Annotated in this window: 20 protein-coding genes; 9 read left to right on the top strand and 11 right to left on the bottom strand. The window is 64.7% G+C overall.

Going from position 1 to position 20935, the window contains the following annotated elements:
• Positions 1 to 74: 74 nt before the first annotated feature.
• The 7 genes from AC07UC_RS05210 to AC07UC_RS05180 all read left to right on the top strand — a co-directional run bounded on the left by AC07UC_RS05210 (position 75) and on the right by AC07UC_RS05180 (position 7240).
• Positions 75 to 758 (top strand): winged helix-turn-helix domain-containing protein, encoded by a 684-nt coding sequence (locus AC07UC_RS05210; protein WP_140776290.1) that lies wholly within the window; start codon positions 75 to 77, stop codon positions 756 to 758.
• Positions 755 to 2134 (top strand): HAMP domain-containing sensor histidine kinase, encoded by a 1380-nt coding sequence (locus tag AC07UC_RS05205; RefSeq protein WP_140776292.1) that lies wholly within the window; start codon positions 755 to 757, stop codon positions 2132 to 2134. Before AC07UC_RS05210 ends, AC07UC_RS05205 begins: the two co-directional genes overlap by 4 nt.
• A 127-nt stretch (positions 2135 to 2261) precedes the next feature.
• On the top strand, positions 2262 to 2864 hold the full coding sequence (locus AC07UC_RS05200) for a hypothetical protein (protein ID WP_494904475.1): 603 nt from the start codon (positions 2262 to 2264) through the stop codon (positions 2862 to 2864).
• A gap of 1 nt (position 2865) precedes the next feature.
• Positions 2866 to 3528, top strand: a complete 663-nt coding sequence (locus tag AC07UC_RS05195; protein WP_494904473.1) for an ABC transporter ATP-binding protein — start codon at positions 2866 to 2868, stop codon at positions 3526 to 3528.
• Positions 3521 to 4204 (top strand): ABC transporter ATP-binding protein, encoded by a 684-nt coding sequence (locus AC07UC_RS05190; RefSeq protein ID WP_494904471.1) that lies wholly within the window; start codon positions 3521 to 3523, stop codon positions 4202 to 4204. The genes AC07UC_RS05195 and AC07UC_RS05190 overlap by 8 nt, the downstream gene beginning before the upstream one ends.
• A complete protein-coding gene (locus tag AC07UC_RS05185) occupies positions 4201 to 6855 on the top strand; it encodes an FtsX-like permease family protein (protein WP_494904469.1) in 2655 nt (884 codons plus the stop codon). Before AC07UC_RS05190 ends, AC07UC_RS05185 begins: the two co-directional genes overlap by 4 nt.
• 130 nt (positions 6856 to 6985) lie before the next feature.
• A complete protein-coding gene (locus AC07UC_RS05180; RefSeq protein ID WP_494904467.1) occupies positions 6986 to 7240 on the top strand; it encodes a DUF1344 domain-containing protein in 255 nt (84 codons plus the stop codon).
• An 88-nt stretch (positions 7241 to 7328) separates the two neighbouring features.
• Here the strand turns inward: AC07UC_RS05180 and AC07UC_RS05175 are convergent, their stop codons facing one another.
• From AC07UC_RS05175 to AC07UC_RS05155, 5 genes are all read right to left on the bottom strand, one after another.
• Positions 7329 to 7880, bottom strand: a complete 552-nt coding sequence (locus tag AC07UC_RS05175; RefSeq protein WP_494904465.1) for a phosphatase PAP2 family protein — start codon at positions 7878 to 7880, stop codon at positions 7329 to 7331.
• Positions 7881 to 7990: 110 nt separating this feature from the next.
• The gene (locus tag AC07UC_RS05170) at positions 7991 to 9154 is read right to left on the bottom strand and encodes a glycosyltransferase family 2 protein (protein ID WP_494904463.1); all 1164 of its coding nucleotides are present in this window, start codon (positions 9152 to 9154) and stop codon (positions 7991 to 7993) included.
• Complete coding sequence (locus AC07UC_RS05165) at positions 9151 to 10677, bottom strand: ArnT family glycosyltransferase (protein WP_494904461.1); 1527 nt, start codon at positions 10675 to 10677, stop codon at positions 9151 to 9153. Before AC07UC_RS05165 ends, AC07UC_RS05170 begins: the two co-directional genes overlap by 4 nt.
• Before the next feature lie 100 nt (positions 10678 to 10777).
• Positions 10778 to 10930 (bottom strand): hypothetical protein, encoded by a 153-nt coding sequence (locus AC07UC_RS05160; RefSeq protein WP_202325262.1) that lies wholly within the window; start codon positions 10928 to 10930, stop codon positions 10778 to 10780.
• A gap of 171 nt (positions 10931 to 11101) precedes the next feature.
• Positions 11102 to 11530: an Lrp/AsnC family transcriptional regulator gene (locus AC07UC_RS05155; RefSeq protein ID WP_202325261.1), complete on the bottom strand. Its 429-nt coding sequence runs from the start codon at positions 11528 to 11530 to the stop codon at positions 11102 to 11104.
• Between the two features lie 121 nt (positions 11531 to 11651).
• Here AC07UC_RS05155 and AC07UC_RS05150 point away from each other — a divergent pair, with 121 nt between their 5' ends.
• Positions 11652 to 12755 carry a saccharopine dehydrogenase family protein gene (locus AC07UC_RS05150; protein ID WP_140776312.1) on the top strand — a complete coding sequence of 368 codons (1104 nt, stop codon included), beginning with the start codon at positions 11652 to 11654 and terminating at the stop codon, positions 12753 to 12755.
• A 155-nt stretch (positions 12756 to 12910) separates the two neighbouring features.
• Here the strand turns inward: AC07UC_RS05150 and lpdA are convergent, their stop codons facing one another.
• The 4 genes from lpdA to AC07UC_RS05130 form a co-directional block, all read right to left on the bottom strand.
• Entirely contained in the window at positions 12911 to 14305 is a 1395-nt protein-coding gene (gene lpdA, locus AC07UC_RS05145) for a dihydrolipoyl dehydrogenase (protein ID WP_494904458.1), read from the bottom strand.
• Between the two features lie 240 nt (positions 14306 to 14545).
• Positions 14546 to 15868, bottom strand: a complete 1323-nt coding sequence (locus AC07UC_RS05140) for a dihydrolipoamide acetyltransferase family protein (protein ID WP_494904456.1) — start codon at positions 15866 to 15868, stop codon at positions 14546 to 14548.
• A gap of 1 nt (position 15869) precedes the next feature.
• Positions 15870 to 16883 (bottom strand): alpha-ketoacid dehydrogenase subunit beta, encoded by a 1014-nt coding sequence (locus tag AC07UC_RS05135; RefSeq protein ID WP_202325257.1) that lies wholly within the window; start codon positions 16881 to 16883, stop codon positions 15870 to 15872.
• 3 nt (positions 16884 to 16886) lie between these two features.
• A complete protein-coding gene (locus AC07UC_RS05130) occupies positions 16887 to 18119 on the bottom strand; it encodes a 3-methyl-2-oxobutanoate dehydrogenase (2-methylpropanoyl-transferring) subunit alpha (protein ID WP_172347792.1) in 1233 nt (410 codons plus the stop codon).
• Between the two features lie 955 nt (positions 18120 to 19074).
• Here AC07UC_RS05130 and holA point away from each other — a divergent pair.
• Entirely contained in the window at positions 19075 to 20118 is a 1044-nt protein-coding gene (holA, locus tag AC07UC_RS05125) for a DNA polymerase III subunit delta (RefSeq protein WP_494904454.1), read from the top strand.
• Between the two features lie 26 nt (positions 20119 to 20144).
• Here holA and AC07UC_RS05120 read toward each other — a convergent pair whose 3' ends face one another.
• Both AC07UC_RS05120 and AC07UC_RS05115 read right to left on the bottom strand, forming a co-directional pair.
• Entirely contained in the window at positions 20145 to 20516 is a 372-nt protein-coding gene (locus AC07UC_RS05120; RefSeq protein ID WP_494904452.1) for a DUF2182 domain-containing protein, read from the bottom strand.
• On the bottom strand, positions 20464 to 20931 hold the full coding sequence (locus AC07UC_RS05115; protein ID WP_494904450.1) for a copper chaperone: 468 nt from the start codon (positions 20929 to 20931) through the stop codon (positions 20464 to 20466). Before AC07UC_RS05115 ends, AC07UC_RS05120 begins: the two co-directional genes overlap by 53 nt.
• Between the last annotated feature and the right edge of the window lie 4 nt (positions 20932 to 20935).

Raw genomic sequence — 20935 nt, 5'->3', positions numbered from 1 at the left:
CCCTGACCGTCCTAGGAAAGGACCCGTCCCGGTGATAGCCTGTCGCCGATATCGGCAAAGACCCGGATAAGCCAATGCGACTTCTTCTTGTCGAGGACGACCACAGGACCGCGGACTACATCGTCAGGGGACTGACCGAGGCCGGCCATGTCTGCGACCTCCTGCGCGATGGCCATGACGCGCTTTTCGCGGCGACCAGCGGCGCCTATGACGTGATCATAGCCGATCGCATGATCCCGGGTCTCGACGGCCTGTCGATGATCAAGGCGGTCCGCGCCGCCGGCGTGCGCACGCCGGCCATCTTTCTCACCTCCGTCGGCGGCGTTGACGACCGCGTCGAGGGGCTGGAAGCCGGCGGCGACGACTATCTGGTCAAGCCCTTCGCCTTTTCGGAGCTTCTCGCCCGTATAAACGCCCTTGGCCGCCGCCCGGCGGCGTTGGAGCAGAAGACCGTTCTGCGGGTCGGCGACCTCGAAATGGACCTCATCATGCGCCGCGTTGCCAGGCAGGGCCAGCCGATCGACCTGCAGCCGCGCGAGTTCAGCCTGCTGGAGGTGCTGATGCGCGGCGAAGGCCGCGTGATCACCCGCACCATGCTTCTGGAGCGCGTCTGGGACTTTCATTTCGACCCCAAGACCAGTGTCGTGGAGACCCATATCAGCCGGCTGCGCGCCAAGATCGACAAGCCGTTCGAAACCCAGCTTATCCATACCGTCCGCAACACCGGTTACAGCCTGCACGCACCTCTTGCATCATGACCGGAACCTGGGCCCGCCTGCTGCGCAGCACGCCGTTCCGGCTCGCCTTGACGTTTGCTTTCCTGTTCATGCTGGCCTTCGTGCTGGCGGGCGCCATCGTCTACCAGATGATGAGCGCCGATCTTGCCGAGCAGCTCGATGACAGCATCAAGGAAACCTACTCCGTCGTCGCCGCGACCTATGCCGACAACGACCTCAAGGAGCTGGTGGAGACCGTCCAAAGCCACTCCACGCGCAGCCCGAGGAAGGAACAGCTCTTTTCGCTGACCGACGCGGCCGGCAACCGTCTGGCCGGCAACTTCACCGCGGCGGAGCTTCCCGACGGCTTTTCGATGTTCGGGGCCGAAATGCCCGGCCTGCCTCCCGATACCGAATACCGCGCCTATTCCGGCTCGGTCGGCGGCAACAACCTGACCATCGCCTTCAGCCTGTCCGAGACGGAGGAACTGGAGACGATCATGCTGATGAGCTTCGGCTGGGCAACCCTGATCATCACCGGGCTGGCGATCGCCGGCGGCGCCCTGCTCGCCTCGCGCGTCCAACGCCGTCTCGACGGCATTGCCGCCACCATGGTCGACGTCTCGCATGGCCGGCTCGACACGCGCATCCCGCTGACCGGCAATGGCGACGACATCGACATGGTTTCCGGCCAGGTCAATGCGGCGCTCGACCGGCTGTCGGGCCTGGTCGACGGCATGAAACAGGTCAGCACCAACATCGCGCACGATTTGAAGACGCCGCTCAACCGGTTGCAAATGATCCTGGAAGGCGCCGCCGACAAGGCCGCGCGGGATCAGGACGTCTCCGACGATCTCGCCGATGCGCGCGCGGAGGGCTATCAGATCAACGAGACCTTCGATGCGCTGTTGCGGATCGCCCAGATCGAAGCCGGCGCGCGCAAGGCCCGCTTTACTGATGTCGACCTCGACGAGATCCTGCAGACCATGGCCGAGATCTACGCCGACGTTGCCGAGGACGACGGAAAGGTGCTGTCGTTCTCGCAACTGAACGGAATCGGGGACCGTATCCATGGCGACAGGGAACTGTTGACGCAGATGTTGGCCAATCTGGTCGAGAACGCGCTGCGCCATTGCCCGCCCGGCACGACCATCAAATTGTCGGTGGCACGCCAGGGTGAACGTGTCCTCGCCAGCGTCGCCGACGACGGACCCGGCATTCCTGCGGAGGAGCGCGAAAGGGTATTTCAGCGGCTCTACCGGTTGGACCACAGCCGCTCGACCCCGGGCAGCGGCCTTGGCCTCAGTCTTGTCAGGGCCATCGCCGATCTGCACGGGGCATCCATCGCCCTTGACGATTGCCGGCCCGGCCTTGCCGTGGTGGTGAGCTTCCCAGTCGTAAGGTCGCAAGCGCCATAAGGCCGAAGCGAGTCAAAGCCTGCGAAAGCGGCAATAGCTTACAAAAGCGTATGGGACTGGCGACCCGTCCGTAAGCTTGCAGCTTCATACTGGATGGACCTCACCTTCCATCGAAAGGCCGTGGAAAATGAAACCCCATTTTCGGAAAGCCATCAGCGTCCTGCCGGCACTCGCGGTCGCGGCGTGCCTGGTCACGACAAGTCTGGTTCCGGCGCTTGGTTGCTTGCCGGCCTCGGCCGCCGAGAAGCCCATCCAGCCGGAGAAGAACCCTCCGGGCGACATTCCCGATACGCAGGTCTTCATCGACTATACCTCGCCGGAAGGCTTCACCCTGAAGGTGCCGGAGGGCTGGGCACGATCGGATCGTGCCGACGGCGCCAGCTTCGTCGACAAGCTGGACGGCGTCGTGGTCTCTGTTTCCAATGCGAATGCCGCGCCGACCCTCGACAGTACCAAGGCGGACTATGTCGCCAAGCTCGAAGCCGCCGGACGCGCGGTGCGGGTGAGCGCCGTCAAGCAGGTCAAGCTGCCGGCCGGCGCCGCGATCCGCATCGTCTACACATCGAACTCCGAACCGAACGCGGTCACCAACCGGCAGGTCCGCCTCGAGAATGAGCGCTATCTCTATTTCAAGGACGGCAAGCTCGTGGCGCTCGAACTCTATGCGCCCAAGGGCGCCGACAATGTCGACCAGTGGCAACTAATGTCCAGCTCGTTCCGGTGGAAATGAGATGCACGCGTTGGACGTGCATGAAATCTATCGTTTTTTCCACATCGGCGACGACGAGACGGCCGCATTGCGGGGCGTCAGTTTCCACGTCGCCGCCGGCGAGATCGTCGCCCTGGTCGGCCCCTCCGGCAGCGGCAAATCCACCTTGCTGGCCTGCGTGACCGGCCTCGATGAACCGGATGGCGGCTATGTCGAGGTAGCCGGCGTCCGGCTGACGCGGCGTCCGGAGGCGCATCGCACGCGCGTTCGCGCCGCCAGCTTCGGCATCCTGCTGCAATCGGGAAACCTGTTCGGCCATTTGACCGTCGAACAGAACCTGCGATTGCAGATGCTGCTTGCCAGGAAGCCCGACGACCGGCGAACGGCCAGCCTGCTGGAAAGTGTCGGCCTCTCGCATCGCGCACGCGCTTTTCCGACCGAACTGTCCGGTGGCGAGACGGCGCGCGCGGGCCTAGCTGTCGCGCTGGCCGCCGATCCGCCGATCCTGATCGCCGACGAGCCGACGGCGGAGGTCGATAGCGAGACCGAAGCCCGGCTGATCGCTCATTTCGAGGCGCGGCGCGACGCCGGACTGGCGACGCTGCTGGCGACCCACAGCAGGGCCCTGGCACAGAAAGCCGATCGCATCGTCAGGCTGAAGGATGGGAGGATCGACCGTGGCTGAGACACTCGTCGTCGCAAAAGGCCTCGGGCGAGACTTCCGGGATGGCAACGCCGGTCGGATCGACGTGCTGCGTGATGTCGACTGCGAGATTGCCTCAGGCGCGCGCATCGCTCTTGTCGGACCTTCGGGCAGCGGCAAGACGACCTTGCTGCATATTCTTGGCGGCCTCGACCGGCCGACGGCCGGTACCGTCGAATGGCCCGGGCTTGGCGCGTTCGAGACCTTGAGGCCACGCCATATCGGTTTCGTATTCCAGTCGCCCAGCCTGTTTCCCGCCCTCACCGCTGCCCAGAACGTCGGCCTGCCCTTGCTGCTGGCCGGCGAGAATACCGGCGCCAACGACATCGCGGTATCGCTTCTGCGATCGTTCGGCGTCGGCGAACTCGGCGACAAGCTGCCGGAGGAACTGTCCGGTGGCCAGGCCCAGCGCATTGCCATGGCGCGCGCCCTGGCCATGGGTCCAAAGCTTGTGCTGGCCGACGAGCCCACCGGGCAGTTGGACAGCCGAACGGCGCTGCGCTTCTTCGACGCCGTGCTCGACCGCCTGGACGGCACCGACATCGCCCTGGTGGTTGCCACGCATGACGAAGCCATGGCCAACCGCATGGCAACGCGCTGGACGATGGATCACGGCCGGCTCACCACCGGGCATCGGCCAGGGGCGGCCGCGGCATGATGGTCCTGCTATGGATTCGCGGTGTGCTCGCCCGCCGCTTCCTGCGTGTGGCCGGCGCTGCCTTCGGCATCGCGCTGTCGGTCGCCTTGCTGGCGGCGATGTCGCTCTTCCTCGCCGACGCCGGTGCATCGATGACCGCACGCGCCGTGTCGGCGGTCCCGATCGACTGGCAGGTGCAGGTAGTCCCCGGCGCCGATCCGGACCTAATCGGCAAGGCGCTGGCGCAAGCCGCTCCGGTCAAGGCCGTGCATCAGGTGCGCTATGCCGACGTCGCCGGCTTCGAGGCTCGGACCGGCGAGACGACCCAGACCACGGGCCCCGGTCAGGCGGTTGCTTTCGACAGCCGGTATTCCAGCGATTTCCCGGCGGAAATCCGCTCGCTTTCCGGCACCCTTGACGGCGCGCTGATTGCCCAGCAGACAGCCGCCAACCTTCATGTCGGTCCTGGCGACACTGTCTCGATCCAGCGGGTGGGCCTGCCGCCGGCGGAGGTGAGGATTGCCGGTGTGGTCGACCTCCCGGACGCCGACGCCCTGTTCCAGGCTGTCGGCCTGCCGCCCCAGGCCGTGCCGCAGGCCCCACCCGACAATGTCCTCATCCTGCCGCGGGAAGCCTGGCGGCAATTGTTCGATCCGCAGCAGAAGGCCCGCCCCGACACCACCCGGCTGCAATTGCATGTGCGGCTAGCCCGTGAGGCGCTGCCGCCGGATCCGGTCACGGCCTACACTTTTGTCACCGACGCCCAGCGCAATCTCGAGGCAAGGATCGCCGGCCTGGCCATCATTGCCGACAATCTCGGCTCGCGCCTCGGGGCGGTCCGCGAGGATGCGCTGTACGCCTCCGTGCTGTTTCTGTTTCTCGGGCTGCCCGGCGTCGCGCTGGCGGTCGCGCTTACCTTTGCGGTCACTGCGTCCGGCGCCGCACGCCGACGCACGGAACAGGCGCTGCTTCGCGTCCGCGGCGCGACGACCAGGGACATCCTGTTTCTGTCCGCCGCCGAAGCCGCCATGGCGGCAATAGGTGGAACCGCCATCGGAATGGCCGCCGCACCGCTCCTTTCCGGAACCGGACCAGGTTTCAAGGCGACGCTTGGCGTTGACGGCCCGACGTTGCTTCTTGTCGCCTTCTTCGGGCTGCTGGTCGGGTTCGTCGCCTTTCTCTATCCGGCCTGGCGCGATGCGCGCTGGGCGACCGTTAGCGCGGCGCGGCGCACCGTGAGCCGGCTACAGGCGCCGCTCTGGCAGCGCCTGTGGCTGGATATCCTGTTGCTCGCGGCGGCGGGATTGTTCTTCTGGCAGTCGGCGAGCACCGGATATCAGGTCGTGCTTGCGCCCGAAGGCGTGGCGGCAACGGCGGTGGACTACAAGGCGTTCGTCGCGCCGGCCCTGTTCTGGCTCGGCATGGCGCTGCTGACGATCCGGCTGTCGGCCACGGTCATCGCCCGCAATGGCGCGCTCCTGCGAATGATGGTTGTTCCGGCATCGGGAACACTGGCGCCCGTCGTATCGGCCGCCCTGTCGCGGCAATCGGGGCGGCTGACGATCGGCATTGCGATGACGGCGCTGGCCATCTCCTTCGCCGCGTCGACCGCCATCTTCAACACCACCTACAATGCCCAGGCGCGCATCGACGCCGAGTTGACCAACGGTTCCGACGTCACCGTCTTCGGCACGGCGGACAAGCCCGCCGGAGCGCACTTGGCGGCTCTCGCCTCGTTGCCCGGCGCGGCAGCGGCGGAACCCATGCAGCATCGTTTCGCCTATGTCGGCGCGGACCTGCAGGACCTCTATGGCATCGACCCCAGCCGCATCGGACACGCAACCAGTCTTTCCGATGCCTATTTCAGCGGCGCCAGCGCGGCCGGCACGCTTGCCCTGCTCGCCGCGACGCCGGATGGTGTCCTGGTCTCGGAAGAGACCGTGCAGGATTTCCAGCTCCAGCAAGGCGATACCATCAATCTGCGGCTCATCGATGCCAGGGATCACCAGTATCATCCCGTGGCCTTCAAGTTCATCGGCGTCGCCCGCGAATTTCCGACCGCGCCCAAGGATTCCTTCCTTGTCGCCAATTCGGCCTATGTGGCCCGCATGACCGGCTCCGATGCGTCCGAATACGTGCTGATGCGGGCCAAGGCGGATCCCGCGGCACTGGCGCGGCAGGCTTCGTCGATGCTCACATCCGATCCGTCGCTGAAGGTGGCCGAGATCGGCCAGGCAGCACATCTTATCGGCTCGAGCCTGACCGCGGTCGACCTCAGCGGCTTGACGACAATCGAACTGGGCTTCGCTGTCGTCATGGCCGCCGCCGCCGCCGGACTGATGCTGGCGCTTGGATTCCTCGAGCGTCGCCGGCCTTTCGCCATCCTCGCCGCGATCGGCGCCAAACCGCGCCAGCTCGCGGCCTTCCTGTGGAGCGAAGGTTTGCTGATCCTTGTCGGCGGCATGGTGTTTGGCCTGCTTTCGGGCCTGCTGACGGCATGGATTCTGGTCAAGCTGCTGACCGGCGTTTTCGATCCGCCGCCCGAGGCCTTGTCGATCCCCTGGCTTTACCTGGCGACCATGCTCGGCCTCGTCGCCGCTTCGGTGGCTGCCGCCGTTTGGTCCGCCAGGCCATCGGCGGGCCAGGCTGCGGAACAGTTGCGCGACCTGTGAGCTGGACGTCGGTTACCTATTTGTAAACTCGCGGCCAGCCCGCCGACAACTCCACGGCCTAGGCTCGTTTAGCCGCTCCAAGGGCCGATGGCCCTGCGGCTTCACAACCAAGCAAAACGGGAAAAAGACCATGAAGAAATCAGCTATCGCAGCCGCAATGATATTCGCCGCCGTATCGTCAACCGGTGCGTTCGCCAAGGCAGCCACAGGCACCATCGCCAGCGTTGACAAGAAGGGCGACTCGATCACGCTTTCGGACGGCAAGACCTTCACCTTGCCGGAAGGCATCGAAGCCGAGACGCTGAAAGTCGGCGAGAAGGTGGTCGTGACCTACTCGACCAAGGCTGGCATGCTGGCGGCATCGAGTATCAAGCCGGCTAAATAAACCAATGCCGCCTGGAGCAATTCCAGGGAACATGCGTAAGGCCGAGGGGCCCGCCGGCAGCGATCCCGACGGCTGTCGGCGGGCTTCTTCAAAGTATTCCAGTGACCAGCCGATCGAGCCGGGTGTTTTCCCGGTACGCGAAGCGAACCAGGACCGCCGCCAGAAAGCCGGTCGCGGCGCCGCCGAGAATGTCGCTGGCGTAGTGGGTCCCGAGATAGACGCGCGACAGCCCGATCAGCAGCGCCGCCGCAAGAAACCAGAATCCGCGCCGGGACAGGCCATGGACAAGGAAGGCGGCCGCGATGGCGAAACTTGCCGTCGCATGATCAGACGGGAACGAGAAATCGACGGTCCTGTCGATGACGAGGTGCGTGACATGTGCCTCGTAAGGGCGGGCCCGTTGCACGAACAGCAGGATCAGCTGGTTGATGCCAAGTCCGATAAGGAACGAAAGACCGGCCGCTATCAGGACATGACGGATGGCCGGATCAGATCGCGGCACCCACCACTGCGCCACTACCGCCAATACCAGCAGCGGCACGCCTGCCGTCGAGATCCCGATCATCACGGAATCAATCGTCGGAGCATGTCCGGCCCATGTGTTTATCCAGGTGGTGATCGCGGCGTCGAATTGATACATGCGTGGTCGGCCTCGGTTGGAGTAAGTCCCCGGAAAAGTGCCTGACGGGTTTCCGTCCGGACGCGCGTCAAGGCAAAGAAATGAACCGTTTCCGTGAAACGGCGACCGCTCTATTGGCGGCGCCAGGTGATTGCGGAATTGGTGATGTAGTTCCACGCCGAGCCCACGATTGCGCCGGCAAGGCCGGCAACCCACCAGCGTGAGTGGCCGCTGTAGAGAAGCGTCGACACGCCGACACCTGCCACGACGCCGAAGCTGCAAAGCGCGGCGAACATAAGCAGGCCGGTCAGGAACCGCCAGCCGCGCCGGCGCTGGTCGCGATAGGTGAAGGCGTTGTTCAGGGTGTAGTTGAAGGCCATTGCCGTGAACATGGCTGCTGTCTGGGCGACGGCAAACGACAGGCCGTGCGGCAACAATGCATGCAGGACCGCGAGATGGACGACAACGCCGGCGGACCCGACCAGGCCAAAGGCAAGGAAGCGCGTCGAGATCAGGTCTCCCGACATTTTCGCGACCAGCAGGCCGGCATATTCAAGCGCGACCAGGGAGTCGAGCTTGCTCTGTCCGTGCAGACGCGGGGCAAACACGTAAGGGATTTCCTTGATCCTGATGGCGCTTGGCGAAGACGCGACAATGTCGAGCAGGATCTTGAAACCTTGCCGCGACAGCCGGGGCGCCACGGCGTCGACGATTTCCCTGCGCAGCATGAAGAACCCGCTCATCGGATCATGGATCGGCGTTCTCAGGAGCAGGCGCGCAAGATACGTCGCCAGCCGGCTGACGCTCGACCGCAGCCTGGTGAATCCGCCACGGGCACTGCCGTCGCTCCCGTAACGGCTGGCAATCACCAGGTCGGCCTCACCGCCTTGCAGGATCGCGAACATGGCGGGCAGGCATGTTTCGTCGTGTTGCAGGTCACCGTCCATGACGGCGACGATCGGCGCCGAGCTCGACAGGATGCCCTCGAGGCAGGCTCCGGCGAGGCCTCGCCGAGCAATACGCCTGATACCGCGAACCCGGTGATCGCCGGCGGCAATATCGTGAACCGCCAGGATCGTGCCGTCCTTCGAGTCGTCATCGACAAAGACCACTTCCCAGTCGATGTGCGCCAGCGATTGCCGCAGCCGGGCCACCAGCAGGCCGATGTTGGGGCGCTCGTTCAGCGTCGGAATGACGATCGTCACTTCCGGGCCGCCATGCGCAGCCGTGACGGGCAACGCGCTCTCCGCCGTCAACGCCACGCGGGCGTCCTGGTAGGTGGTCGCCTGGTTCATGGCTGTCCCCCGGCCGGCTGCCCATCGGCCTTGGAGAGCGGCGGCGCTACGCGCTTCACCGGCAGGATCAGCATGTCGAAGACCGGAAATCCGGAGATCCGTTGCGTTATGTGCCTAGCGTCGCCGTCGACGACAAACAGGCCGCCGAGATTGTCGCGATAGGCTTTTTCCTGGGCGGCCTCGTCGTCGCGGAAATTCATGGCTCCGATGAAGAAGCCGGCGGTTTGGCTGGCGAGTCGCCTGTGGTCCATGAACTGGAAGTGGCGCGGATCTCCGGGAAGCACATCGACCGGAATGTCCGGGCCAAGTTCGTAGCCGAGCTTTGCCGCCTGCATCCAGTTCGAGGCAACGACATATCCATTGGCGCGCCTGATCTCGTCGGCAACCTTGCTGTCCGTCAGCCCGGACCAGTCGACGAGCTGCCAGTTGACGTCGAACTTCGGCGCCCTCTGGAAAAATGGCCTGGTCAAGGCGCCGGTTGTCGCCTGCACCGCAAACCCGGTGGCCAGAAGCGGAACGACAGCGGCGGCGAGAACGATAGACACGATGAGCAACGTTCGCCTGCGCATCGAGAATGCGCCGCACCATTGGCCGACGAGCGGAAAGGCAAACAGGAAGCCACTCATCGACCAGTGCGGCAGCGAGTGGGCACTGAACAGGGCGACCAGGTCGAAGAACACGACGGGCAGCGCCGAAAGCAGCACAAAGAAGCGATCCGTTGCCGAGCCGGCCCAGGCACCTCGCCACAGGCACGCCATGGCGACCAGCCAGATCGGCGGCCAAACATAGAGCGCCTGGCCGAGCAGTGTGACGGCGAGGTTGCCGGGATGCAGGAGATGGCCTTCGTTGGCGGTACCCCGGCCGGACTGGAATGCCAAGGAAATCCAGCCATGATCCATGTTCCATATTATGACCGGCAGCAGACCAAGTGCCGCGATGGCGCCGGCCACCCATGGCCCGGCGGTTCGAAGCTGGTCCCGGCCCGGTTTCGTCAACAGCAGGACCAGCAGGGCGGAAATGCCGAACAGACCGGCCTGATATTTCGACATCAGCGCCAGCCCGAGCGCCACGCCGGCCACGCACCAGCGCGGAAGGGCAAACCGGGTTTCAGCGCCGAGAAGCATCGGTGCGGCCAGGCAGGCGGCGGCCAGCAGAAAGAAATCAAGCGGCCCGTCGGGAACGACGAAATGGCCGGCGGAGATAAGAAAGAACGGGGCGACCGTATACCAGGCAACGGCCCAGAATGCGGCAACGGCGCCATAGGCGTATCGGGTCAGCGCAAAAAGCAGCAACGCCGACGCAGAGCCGAGCAACACATAGGGAAGTCTTACCACGAGCCGGCATTCGCAGCCGAAAATATCCGCCATGAACCGGGCAAGCGCGAAGCCGATCGGAGGATGATCGAAATAGGAAAGCGAGTGGCTGCGTGACACCACCACCGCATAGGCTTCGTCAATCGAAAGTGGGATGACCGATGCAAGCCCTATCCTGAAGATCAGGAAGATGATGACGAGAAGTGCCATCTGAGAGATCGGGTACGCCGGAAAGGAGCGCGCCGCGCTGGATGTGGGCCATGTGGCAACCCCGGCACCTCGCCAGGTCTCGTCGTACTGCATCTGGGCGCTACCAGAACCAGAACAGATGGGTGCCGTAGTCCGGCATCGGCTCGTTTCCGGACATGACGATCAGCACCAAGGCAATGGCCAGCAACACGATGCCGGTCGTGATCCAGATCCACCGGCCAGCCCGGACGGGAATATTGCGCGGTACGGACAAAGCCACCTCTCGGAACACGACAGGCTTTCGGCTTGGGACGGTCTTAGCCGCAGCGGTTCAGGCGTGACACTGCCTCGTCAATCATACTGCCGCCTTGCCGGGTTCTTACAAATCAGTAAGGGGTGGAATTGTTCTCGGGACGACCCGACCCCACACAGCCGGCCCCGACACTCAGCGGTCGATGCGCGTCGACAGGATGATCGACGATGAGGTCCGCTCGACCCCGTCCATGGCGCCGATCTGGTCGAGCAGCGCGTCGAGGTCGCGGATCGACGGGGCGTCGACAATGACGATCATGTCGAAATTGCCGCTGACCGAATGCAGCGTCCTGACCGGCGGCAGCGCCTGCAGAGCCCGTACCACCCTGTCGGCAAGCTTGGGCGTCACGGTGAGCAGCACATGCGCCTTGACCAGCCCTTGCTCATAGTCCGCCGAGAGCCTGACGCCGTAGCCTGCAATGATGCCGCGCTGCTCCAGCCGCTCGATCCGGCTCTGCACCGTCGTGCGCGACACGCCGAGCTGCCGCGCCAGTTCGGCCGTCGAGGCGCGTGCGTTGGCGCGCAGCAGGGAAAGAAGGGCCTGTTCGGCTTCACTGAGCATTTCGACGAATTCCTTCGGCAAATTGGCTAATATTAGGGTTCACTCTGCCAGATTTCACACTTCCTTTCGACAGGCAAGCTGCGATGATTCCCGCCGAATTGAAGTGACAGGGGTATTGATCATGAACAACATCGTTATCGTCGGCGCCGGCAAGATCGGCTCGACCATTGCAGGGATGCTCGCCGCGACGGGCGACTACCACGTTACCCTTGTCGACCGCTCGGCGGCACAGCTCGCCGCGGCCGAAGTGCCCGCCGGCGTCGAGACGCTTGAACTCGACATCGCGGCGGTAGGCGCGCTGGAAGCAGCGCTCGCCGGCAAGTTCGCGGTGCTCAGCGCCGCCCCCTTCCATCTCACCACGCGCATCGCCGAGGCGGCGGCCAGCGCCGGCGTGCACTATCTCGACCTCACCGAGGATGTCGTCTCGACCCGCCGCGTCAAGGAACTGGCGCGTTCGGGCAAGAGCGCCTTCATCCCGCAATGCGGGCTGGCGCCGGGTTTTATCTCGATCGTCGCCAATGATCTCGCCAGCCGCTTCGATACGCTCGAAAGCGTGCGCATGCGCGTCGGCGCCTTGCCGCAATACCCGTCCAACGCGCTGAACTACAATCTGACCTGGAGCACCGACGGCGTCATCAACGAATATTGCGAGCCCTGCGAGGCGATCGTCGAGGGCGAGCTGGTCGAAGTGCCGCCGCTGGAGGAGCGCGAGGAATTCTCGCTCGACGGCGTCACTTACGAAGCGTTCAACACGTCGGGCGGGCTGGGTACGCTGGCCGAGACGCTGAAGGGCAAGGTGCGCACGCTGAACTACCGCACCATCCGCTATCCCGGCCATGCCGCGATCATGAAGGCGCTGCTCAACGATCTCGGCCTGCGTCACCGCCGCGACGTGCTGAAGGACATTTTCGAAAGTGCTTTGCCGGCGACGCTGCAGGACGTGGTCATCGTCTTCGTCACCGTCTCCGGCCGCCGCAACGGCCGCCTGCTGCAGGAGACCTACGCCAACAAGATCTATTCGCAGCGCGTCGGCAACCAGGTGCGCAGCGCCATCCAGATCACCACCGCGTCCGGCATCTGCGCCGTGCTCGACATGCTGGCCGACGGCAGCCTGCCGGCGACCGGTTTCGTCAAGCAGGAAGAGATCGCGCTGGATGCATTTCTGGCCAACCGCTTTGGCCGCGCCTACGCCCAGCACGAGATGGTAAGCCGGCTGGCGAGCTGAGCTTTTTACCCTCCCCCTTGTGGGGAGGGTCGGCTCGCAATCGGAGCGAAGCGGAAATTGCGAGACGGGGTGGGGGTGAGCGCCGACGGTCGGCGAGGACCCCCACCACGCTCCGCTTCGCGGATCGACCCTCCCCACAAGGGGAGGGTAACCGTTCAAATATGCAGCGCGTGGCCCAGCGCCTTCAGCGCCGCTTCCTGGAACCCCTCGCCTTGCGTCGGATGCGCATGGATGGTTCCGGCGATATCCTCCAGCCGTGCGCCCATTTCCAACGCCAGCCCGAAAGCCGCCGCCAGTTCCGACACGCCTTGCCCGACGGCCTGGATGCCAAGCACCAGATGATTGTCCGCGCGGGCGACGACGCGGACGAAGCCGTCTTCGCCGAGCCTGGTCATCGCCCGCCCATTGGCGGCGAACGGGAACAGGCCGATCTTGACCTCGCCCTGGGCCTTGGCCTCCTCCGGCGACAGCCCTGATGTCACCAGCTCCGGATCGGTGAAGCAGACGGCGGGAATCGAGCGCTTGTCCCAGCCGCGCTTGTGGCCGGCGACGATCTCGGCGACCATTTCACCTTGCGCCATCGCCCGGTGCGCCAGCATCGGCTCGCCGGTCACGTCGCCGATTGCGAAGATGCCGCGCATCGACGTGCGGCACTGGTCGTCGATCTTGATGAATTTGCCTGCCATGTCGAGGTCGATCTGGTCGAGGCCCCAGCCTTCCGTCACCGGCTTGCGTCCCACCGTCACCAGGATCTTGTCCGCGGCGACCTTGGCGCTCTTGCCATCCGCTGTCTCGACCAGCAGGGCATCGCCCTTCGTTGACAGGCCCTTGGCCTTTGCGCCTGTCATCACCTCGATACCGAGCGCCGCGAGCCGCTTGACGACAGGCCGGGTCAATTCGGCGTCATACTGCGCCAGCACGCGCGGCAAGGCCTCGACCACCGTAACCTTGGCGCCCATTTTCGCGAAGGCCATGCCCAGTTCCAGCCCGATATAGCCGCCACCGACAACCGCGAGTTTCCTGGGAACCTCGCTCAGGGCCAGCGCGTCCGTGGACGATATGACAGGCCCGCCAAAGGGAAGAAAAGGCAGCTCGACCGGCGCCGAGCCGGTGGCGATGACGATCGTCTCGGCGCGGATCATCTGGCTTCCGGTCTCGGTCTCGACCTCGACGGTCTTGCCGTCGCGGAATGTCGCCCAGCCCTGCACGGTCTTCACGCCAGCCTTCTTGAGCAGGCCGGCGACGCCGCTGTTGAGCCGGCTGACAATGCCGTCCTTCCAGGCGACGGTCCTGGCAAGGTCGAGCGCGGGCGCGGTGACCGAAATGCCGAGCGGGCTCTTGCCGCCGGCCATATGCGAGACCTTCTCGAACTCCTCCGCCGCATGGATCAGCGCCTTCGACGGAATGCAGCCGACATTGAGGCAGGTGCCGCCGGGCTTGCCCGCTTCGACGATGACCGTATCGACGCCGAGCTGGCCGGAGCGGATGGCGCAGATATAGCCGCCCGGACCGGCGCCGATGACGAGCAACTTGCAGGAGATTTCTTTCATGTTGGCTGTCCTTTCGGCAACGGTCGATACGCGCCTTCCCTTCTCCCCTTGTGGGACAGGGTGGATCGGCGCAACAGCGCCGAGACGGATGAGGGGTGCTCCAGGGAACGCCGACGCCTCACTCCGCTGGAACACCCCTCATCCGTCGCCTGCGACGACACCTTCTCCCACAAGGGGAGAAGGGGGAGCTCAAACCCCGACGCTGGCGCCTTCTGAACCGTTTCGATCAACTCATCGCCCTCAATCCACGAAAATCAAAGCCGGCGTTTCCAGAAGCGCCTTGATGCGCTGGATGAACACAGCCGCATCCCAACCGTCGATGACGCGGTGGTCGAAGCTCGACGACAGGTTCATCATCTTGCGCGGGATGAACTGCGTGCCGTCCCACACCGGCCGCACCATCATCTTGTTGACGCCGATGATCGCCACTTCCGGATGGTTGATGACCGGGGTCGTCGCCACGCCGCCCATCGCGCCGAGCGAGGTGATGGTGATGGTCGATCCCGATAACTCCTCGCGCGTCGCCGTGCCGGACTTGGCCGCCTCGGCCAGCCTGTTGACCTCGGCGCCGCAATCCCAGATGTCGCGCGCCTCGGCATGCTTGACCACAGGCACCACCAGCCCCGACGGCGTCTGCGCGGCGATGCCGATATGGATGCCGCCATGCTGGTGGATGATGCCGGCTTCGTCATCGAACAGCGAATTCAGATTGGGCTGGTCTGATATCGCCTTGACCATCGCCCGCATCAGGAACGGCAGCAGCGTCAGCTTCGGCCTCTCCACCCCACTCCTGGCGGCACGCTTTTCCTTGTTGAGCGCGGCGCGCAATTCCTCCAGTGCGGTGACGTCGATTTCCTCGACATAGGTGATGTGCGGGATGCGCGACTTGGACAGCGTCATCTTCTCGGCGATCTTGCGCCGCAGACCGACCACCTTGATGTCCTCGACCGTGTCGTTGCGGGCGAGGCCCGATGCCTTGGCCACCTGCGGCCCGCGCGCCAGGAACGCCTCGATGTCCTCGTGGCCGATGCGGCCGGCTGGGCCGCTTCCGGCAACTTGTCTCAGATCGATGCCAGCCTCTTTCGCGCGCAGGCGCACGGCCGGCGACGCCAGCGGTTTTTCGCCTTCCGGGCGCGGCGCGCCGGAGACGGAGGGTTTCCCGGTGCTCTTCGAAACGGCAGGTGCAGGTTTCGCTTCCGGAGCGGCGGCCTTTGGCGCGGTCTTCGCGGCGGGCGCGGCGGCCTCGGGCTTTGGCGTCGGAAGTTTGGCCGGCGGTTCGGCAGCCACGGCCTCGCCGCTCTGCGGTTTCACATTGCCCTCACCCGCAACTTTCAGCCGCACGATCGGCGAGCCGATCGCCACCGTGTCGCCGATCTCGGCGCCCAGCCACAGGATCTCGCCATCGACCGGCGAAGGAATTTCGACCGTCGCCTTGTCGGTCATCACGGCGGCAAGCACCGTATCCTCGCGCACGATATCGCCGACCTTGACGTGCCACTCGACGAGCTCGGCCTCGGCGACGCCCTCGCCGACATCGGGCAGCTTGATGATGTGCTCGCCCATGTCAGGCCTCCATGGTTTCTATAAGGGCGCGGCCGACCCGGGCGGGACCGGGGAAATAGTCCCATTCCTGCGCATGCGGATAGGGCGTGTCCCAGCCGGCGACCCGCGCCACCGGCGCCTCCAGATGATAAAAACAGTTTTCCTGCACCAGCGCCGACAGCTCGGCGCCGAAGCCGGAGGTCAGCGTCGCCTCGTGAACGACGACGCAGCGCCCGGTCTTCTTGACCGACGCGACGATCGTGTCGAGGTCGAGCGGCAACAAGGTTCTGAGATCGATGATCTCCGCATCGATGCCGGTCTCCTCGGCCGCTGCTTGGGCGACATAGACCATGGTGCCGTAGGCAAGCACGGTAACCGCCGAGCCCGCCCTGCGGATCGCCGCCTTGCCGAGCGGCACGGTGTAGTGACCATCGGCGACTTCGCCCAGTTCATGCTTCGACCACGGCGTCACCGGCCGGTCGTGATGGCCGTCGAACGGACCGTTGTAGAGCCGCTTCGGCTCGAGGAAGATGACCGGATCGGGATCCTCGATCGCCGCGATCAGCAGCCCCTTGGCATCATGCGGGTTGGACGGCACCACCGTCTTCAGCCCGGACACATGGGTGAACAGGGCTTCCGGACTCTGGCTGTGCGTCTGGCCGCCAAAAATGCCGCCACCAGTCGGCATGCGCACCACGATCGGGCAGGTGAAATCGCCGTTCGAACGGTAGCGCAGCCGGGCCGCCTCCTGAGTCAGCTGGTCGTAGGCCGGATACATGTAGTCGGCAAACTGAATTTCCACGCAGGGCTTAAGGCCATACGCAGCCATGCCTATGGCCGAGCCGACAATGCCGGATTCGTTGATCGGCGCGTCGAAGCAGCGGCTCTTGCCGTATTTGGCCTGCAGGCCATGGGTAACGCGGAAGACGCCGCCGAAGAAGCCGACATCCTCGCCGAACACGACGACTTTCTCGTCGCGCCCCATCGACACATCCATGGCGTCGCGGATCGCCTCGATCATGGTCCGTCTTGGCATGGCTCAGACCCCCGCCTGCTGGCGCTGGCGTCTGAGATGCGGCGGCATCTCGGCATAGAGGCCCTCGAACATGTCGCGCGTCGACGGCTTGCCGCCGGCATGCAACGTGCCGTGGCTTTCCGCCTCCTTCTGCGCCGCGATCACCGTGTCGAGGATCTCGGCTTCGGCCTGCGCATGCCGCTCGTCCGACCAGACGCCGAGCCCTATCAGATGGTTCTTCAGCCGCACGATCGGGTCGCCGAGCGGCCAGGCGTCGGATTCGGTCTTCGGCCGGTAGGCGGAAGGATCGTCCGAGCTGGAATGCGCGCCGGCGCGGTAGGTGACGTATTCGACGAGTGTCGGTCCGAGATTCTTGCGCGCGCGCTCGGCCGCCCATTTGGCCACCGCATGCACGGCGAGATAGTCATTGCCGTCGACGCGCAGCGACGGGATGCCGAAACCGAGCCCCCGGGCCGCGAACGTGCCGGAGCCGCCGCGTGCGATGCCTTGAAAGGTCGAGATCGCCCACTGGTTGTTGACGACGTTGAGTATCACCGGCGCCTTGTAGGTGGAGGCGAACACCAGGGCCGAATGAAAATCGGATTCCGCCGTCGAACCGTCGCCGATCCAGGCCGCGGCGATCTTCGAATCGTTCGAGATCGCCGAAGCCATCGCCCAGCCGACCGCCTGGATATACTGCGTCGCCAGATTGCCGGAGATCGAGAAGAAGCCGTGTTCCTTCGAGGAATACATGACCGGCAGCTGCCTGCCCTTCAGCGGGTCGGCCTCGTTGGAATAGATCTGGTTCATCATGGTGACCATCGGATAGCCGTCGGCGATGAGCAGGCCGGCCTGGCGATAGGTCGGGAAATTCATGTCGCCAGGCTCGAGCGCCTTGCGGAACGCGCAACTCACCGCCTCCTCGCCCAGATGCTGCATGTAGAACGAGGTCTTGCCCTGGCGCTGCGCCATCTGCATGCGCGCATCGAAGGTCCGCAGCGTCATCATGTGACGCAGGCCTTCCAGCAACTCGTCATTGGAAAGCAGCCCGGCCCAGGGGCCGACGGCTTCGCCATTGCGGTTCAGCACGCGGATGATCGAAAACGCCATGTCGCGGATGGTGCGCGGATCGACATCGATATCGGGGCGCGGCACCGAGCCGGCCTTGGCGATGGTCACATTGGAAAAGTCAGGCGTGCCGCCCGGCCGCACTTCCGGCTCCGGAACGTGAAATCGCAACATCCCAGCATCGGCCATGACCTTTGTCCTCCAATGTTGCCTGGCGCCGATATTTGCACATCCGCGCCGCCAGACCAGAGCGAATTCGTCAGGCAAGCCTTTCGCATCGGGCCAGCGACGCCGGCCGATCCAGCCTCCCGAGTACAAGATGAAGATATGTCCGCGAAATTTCTTGTCGATGTTTCGTCGCGGCGCGCAATTTGGCGCAAGATTGCGCTGGGGTTTCCGCCAGATAAGGCGATTGGGCGGCGATGATTGGGTTCCTCTTCCGTCGTGAGAACATCCGATCGACGGGAGGTGAGAAGCGAGGATTGGCCAGGTCTGGCTCCCTTCCTATCCCCCGTCGATCGGGGGAGAGGTGTCGAGCGTAGCTCGACGGAGTGGGGGTCGACCTTTCATCGAAGCCATGCTGCCACCTGATTACCGCTTGCCTGAGTTTTCCTGCTCACCAGGTTGCGGGAGTCTTGCGGCAGTAGCGCATTTGAGAACCGCCTTCCCCCACTCCGTCGCTGCTTCGCAGCGCCACCTCTCCCCCCTCCGGAGGGAGAGGAAGGGTGTCCGGACCGGATAGATAGGTAACAGAATGGACCGATAGCATGGGTGACAGTTTTCCTATCCCCCGATCGACGCAGGGGCAATCGCATATGGCTTTTTGCGAAGAGGACCCCCACCCTAACCCTCCCCACAAGGGGGAGGGAACGCTGCCGCATGCCATTTTTTTGGCATCGAGCCTAGGCAATTTGCGGAGATCAGCGCCTACCAAGTCTCCCTCCCCCTTGTGGGGAGGGATTAAGGGTGGGGGTCCTCTTCATAAAAACTCATATGCGATTGCCCCTGCGTCGATCGGGGAGAGGAACGGTGCCAAGGTCAGCGAGCCCGCGTTTCTCCCCTCCCCATCCGATACCCTCGTCAGGGCGGGGAACCCGAGCCGGAAGCCGTTCACCCGGCGCTCACGCTGTGCTAACCACCCTCCATGGCACAGAAGAAAGCTTTCGAGGTCGATTCCTGGCTGGCGCGGCCCGATCCGCGCATCTCCATCGTCCTGCTTTATGGCCCCGATCGCGGGCTCGTTTCCGAGCGCGCGAAGGCCTTTGCCGAGAAGACCGGCCTGCCGCTCGACGATCCCTTCTCCGTGGTGAGGCTCGAAGGTTCCGAGGTCGACCGCGACGAGGGCCGCCTGCTCGACGAGGCCCGCACCGTGCCGATGTTTTCCGACCGGCGCCTGCTTTGGGTGCGCAATGCCACCGGCCAGAAGGCGCTGGCCGAGGACGTGAAAGCGCTGACGGCGGAACCCGCGCGCGATGCCATCATCCTGATCGAGGCCGGCGATCTCAAGAAGGGCGTTGGGCTACGCGCCGTGGTCGAGGGCGCGGACAACGCCATGGCGTTGCCGTGCTACGCCGATGAGGCGAGGGATATCGATACGGTCATCGATGACGAGCTGCGCAAGGCGGGCATGTCGATGACGCTGGAGGCCCGCCAGGCACTGCGCCGCAATCTCGGCGGCGACCGGCTGGCTTCGCGCGGCGAGATCGAAAAGCTCGTCCTTTATGCCCACGGCCAGAAGGAGATCGGGCTGGAAGAGGTGCGGGCGATGTCGGGCGACGTATCCGGCGCCTCGTTCGATGAGGCGGTCGACGCGCTTCTCGAAGGCAAGGTCGGCGATTTCGACACCGCCTTCACCCGCCACTGCCAGTCCGGCGGCCCGCCTTTCCTGGTGCTGTCCTCGGCAATGCGGCAATTGCAGCAGATCCAGATCATGCGCGGCCAGATGGACTCTGCCGGCCGCAACGCCGCCTCGGTCGTTGCCGGCGCGCGCCCGCCGGTTTTTTTCTCGCGACGCAAGCTGGTGGAAAAGGCGCTCGAGCGCTGGAGCAGCGAGGCGCTCAGCCGCGCGCTGACCCGGCTGCAGACCGCGGTGTTGCAGACGCGGCGGCGACCGGATCTCTCGGTGGCGCTGGCACGGCAGGCGCTGCTGGGGATTGCGGTGGAAAGCGCGAGGCTGGGGCAGCGGTAGGAGACGCTGCTCCCTGCTCCCATTGGTCAATTCATCATCATGGCGCCCACCGGCTGAAAGGTTGGCAGCGCCTGTGGAAAGACCAGCACCGCCGCGCCATAAAGCAACAGGCCGACACCGGACACCTTTGCGATTCCTTCTCCTGACGGGAGGGTCTTTTCCGCAAAGACCAGCAAGGTGACCACGGCCATTGCGGCGACGTTCATGATCCCGAGCGGAAAGAGGGCGAGAAACAAAAGCCAGCAGCAGCCCAGGCAGAAAAGCCCATGCTCCAGGCCCATGCGAACCGCGCCCCAGTAGCCATCGCGCCATGCGGTCAGGATGAAGCCGATCGGCGTGCGGCATTTAGCGAGGCACAGATCTTTCAGGGGCGAGAGTTGATAGGCGCCCGCAATCATCAGCAGCGCGCCGCCGATGCGCGCCCGTCGCCGTCGACAATCCCACACGCCCGGCAAGTATCTGCGCACCCGCCGCACCGGCAAAGGCGATAGCGCCCATCACGCCCCAAACCAGCATGTACCCGGCCACGAACACCCAGCTCGAGACAAAGGTCTCGCCCCGGCCCTGTCTGCCGGCCTGGACCTGGTGAAACGTCAGGATCATGGGCGCGGCGGTTGGAAACATCATGGCAATCATCATGATCATCCAGACGGCAAGAAACAGCGGCGCCTTCATGCCCATGGTGAGTGAGTCCATTTCCATGCGCATGTCCGCGTCCATGCCCATCCGCTGCCGGATAAGCAGGGTCCACGCCGCCGCCGCGATAGCGATCAGCAGCGCGAGAAGGATGTATCGCTGCAACGTCGGCGCCATGGAC

Source organism: Mesorhizobium sp. GW821-FHT04C10 (assembly GCF_059420305.1).
Note: the sequence above shows the minus strand (reverse complement) of the source record. Positions and strands in the feature narration are given on the sequence as shown.

Coding starts and splice junctions, on each gene's coding strand:
- AC07UC_RS05170 (WP_494904463.1), bottom strand. CDS start 9,154: ATGAACCAGGCGACCACCTACCAGGACGCCCGCGTGGCGTTGACGGCG.
- AC07UC_RS05165 (WP_494904461.1), bottom strand. CDS start 10,677: ATGGCACTTCTCGTCATCATCTTCCTGATCTTCAGGATAGGGCTTGCA.
- AC07UC_RS05200 (WP_494904475.1), top strand. CDS start 2,262: ATGAAACCCCATTTTCGGAAAGCCATCAGCGTCCTGCCGGCACTCGCG.
- AC07UC_RS05210 (WP_140776290.1), top strand. CDS start 75: ATGCGACTTCTTCTTGTCGAGGACGACCACAGGACCGCGGACTACATC.
- AC07UC_RS05140 (WP_494904456.1), bottom strand. CDS start 15,868: ATGGGCGAGCACATCATCAAGCTGCCCGATGTCGGCGAGGGCGTCGCC.
- AC07UC_RS05130 (WP_172347792.1), bottom strand. CDS start 18,119: ATGGCCGATGCTGGGATGTTGCGATTTCACGTTCCGGAGCCGGAAGTG.
- AC07UC_RS05120 (WP_494904452.1), bottom strand. CDS start 20,516: ATGATTGCGGGCGCCTATCAACTCTCGCCCCTGAAAGATCTGTGCCTC.
- AC07UC_RS05195 (WP_494904473.1), top strand. CDS start 2,866: ATGCACGCGTTGGACGTGCATGAAATCTATCGTTTTTTCCACATCGGC.
- AC07UC_RS05155 (WP_202325261.1), bottom strand. CDS start 11,530: ATGCTCAGTGAAGCCGAACAGGCCCTTCTTTCCCTGCTGCGCGCCAAC.
- AC07UC_RS05185 (WP_494904469.1), top strand. CDS start 4,201: ATGATGGTCCTGCTATGGATTCGCGGTGTGCTCGCCCGCCGCTTCCTG.
- AC07UC_RS05115 (WP_494904450.1), bottom strand. CDS start 20,931: ATGGCGCCGACGTTGCAGCGATACATCCTTCTCGCGCTGCTGATCGCT.
- lpdA (WP_494904458.1), bottom strand. CDS start 14,305: ATGAAAGAAATCTCCTGCAAGTTGCTCGTCATCGGCGCCGGTCCGGGC.
- AC07UC_RS05135 (WP_202325257.1), bottom strand. CDS start 16,883: ATGCCAAGACGGACCATGATCGAGGCGATCCGCGACGCCATGGATGTG.
- AC07UC_RS05205 (WP_140776292.1), top strand. CDS start 755: ATGACCGGAACCTGGGCCCGCCTGCTGCGCAGCACGCCGTTCCGGCTC.
- holA (WP_494904454.1), top strand. CDS start 19,075: ATGGCACAGAAGAAAGCTTTCGAGGTCGATTCCTGGCTGGCGCGGCCC.
- AC07UC_RS05180 (WP_494904467.1), top strand. CDS start 6,986: ATGAAGAAATCAGCTATCGCAGCCGCAATGATATTCGCCGCCGTATCG.
- AC07UC_RS05175 (WP_494904465.1), bottom strand. CDS start 7,880: ATGTATCAATTCGACGCCGCGATCACCACCTGGATAAACACATGGGCC.
- AC07UC_RS05150 (WP_140776312.1), top strand. CDS start 11,652: ATGAACAACATCGTTATCGTCGGCGCCGGCAAGATCGGCTCGACCATT.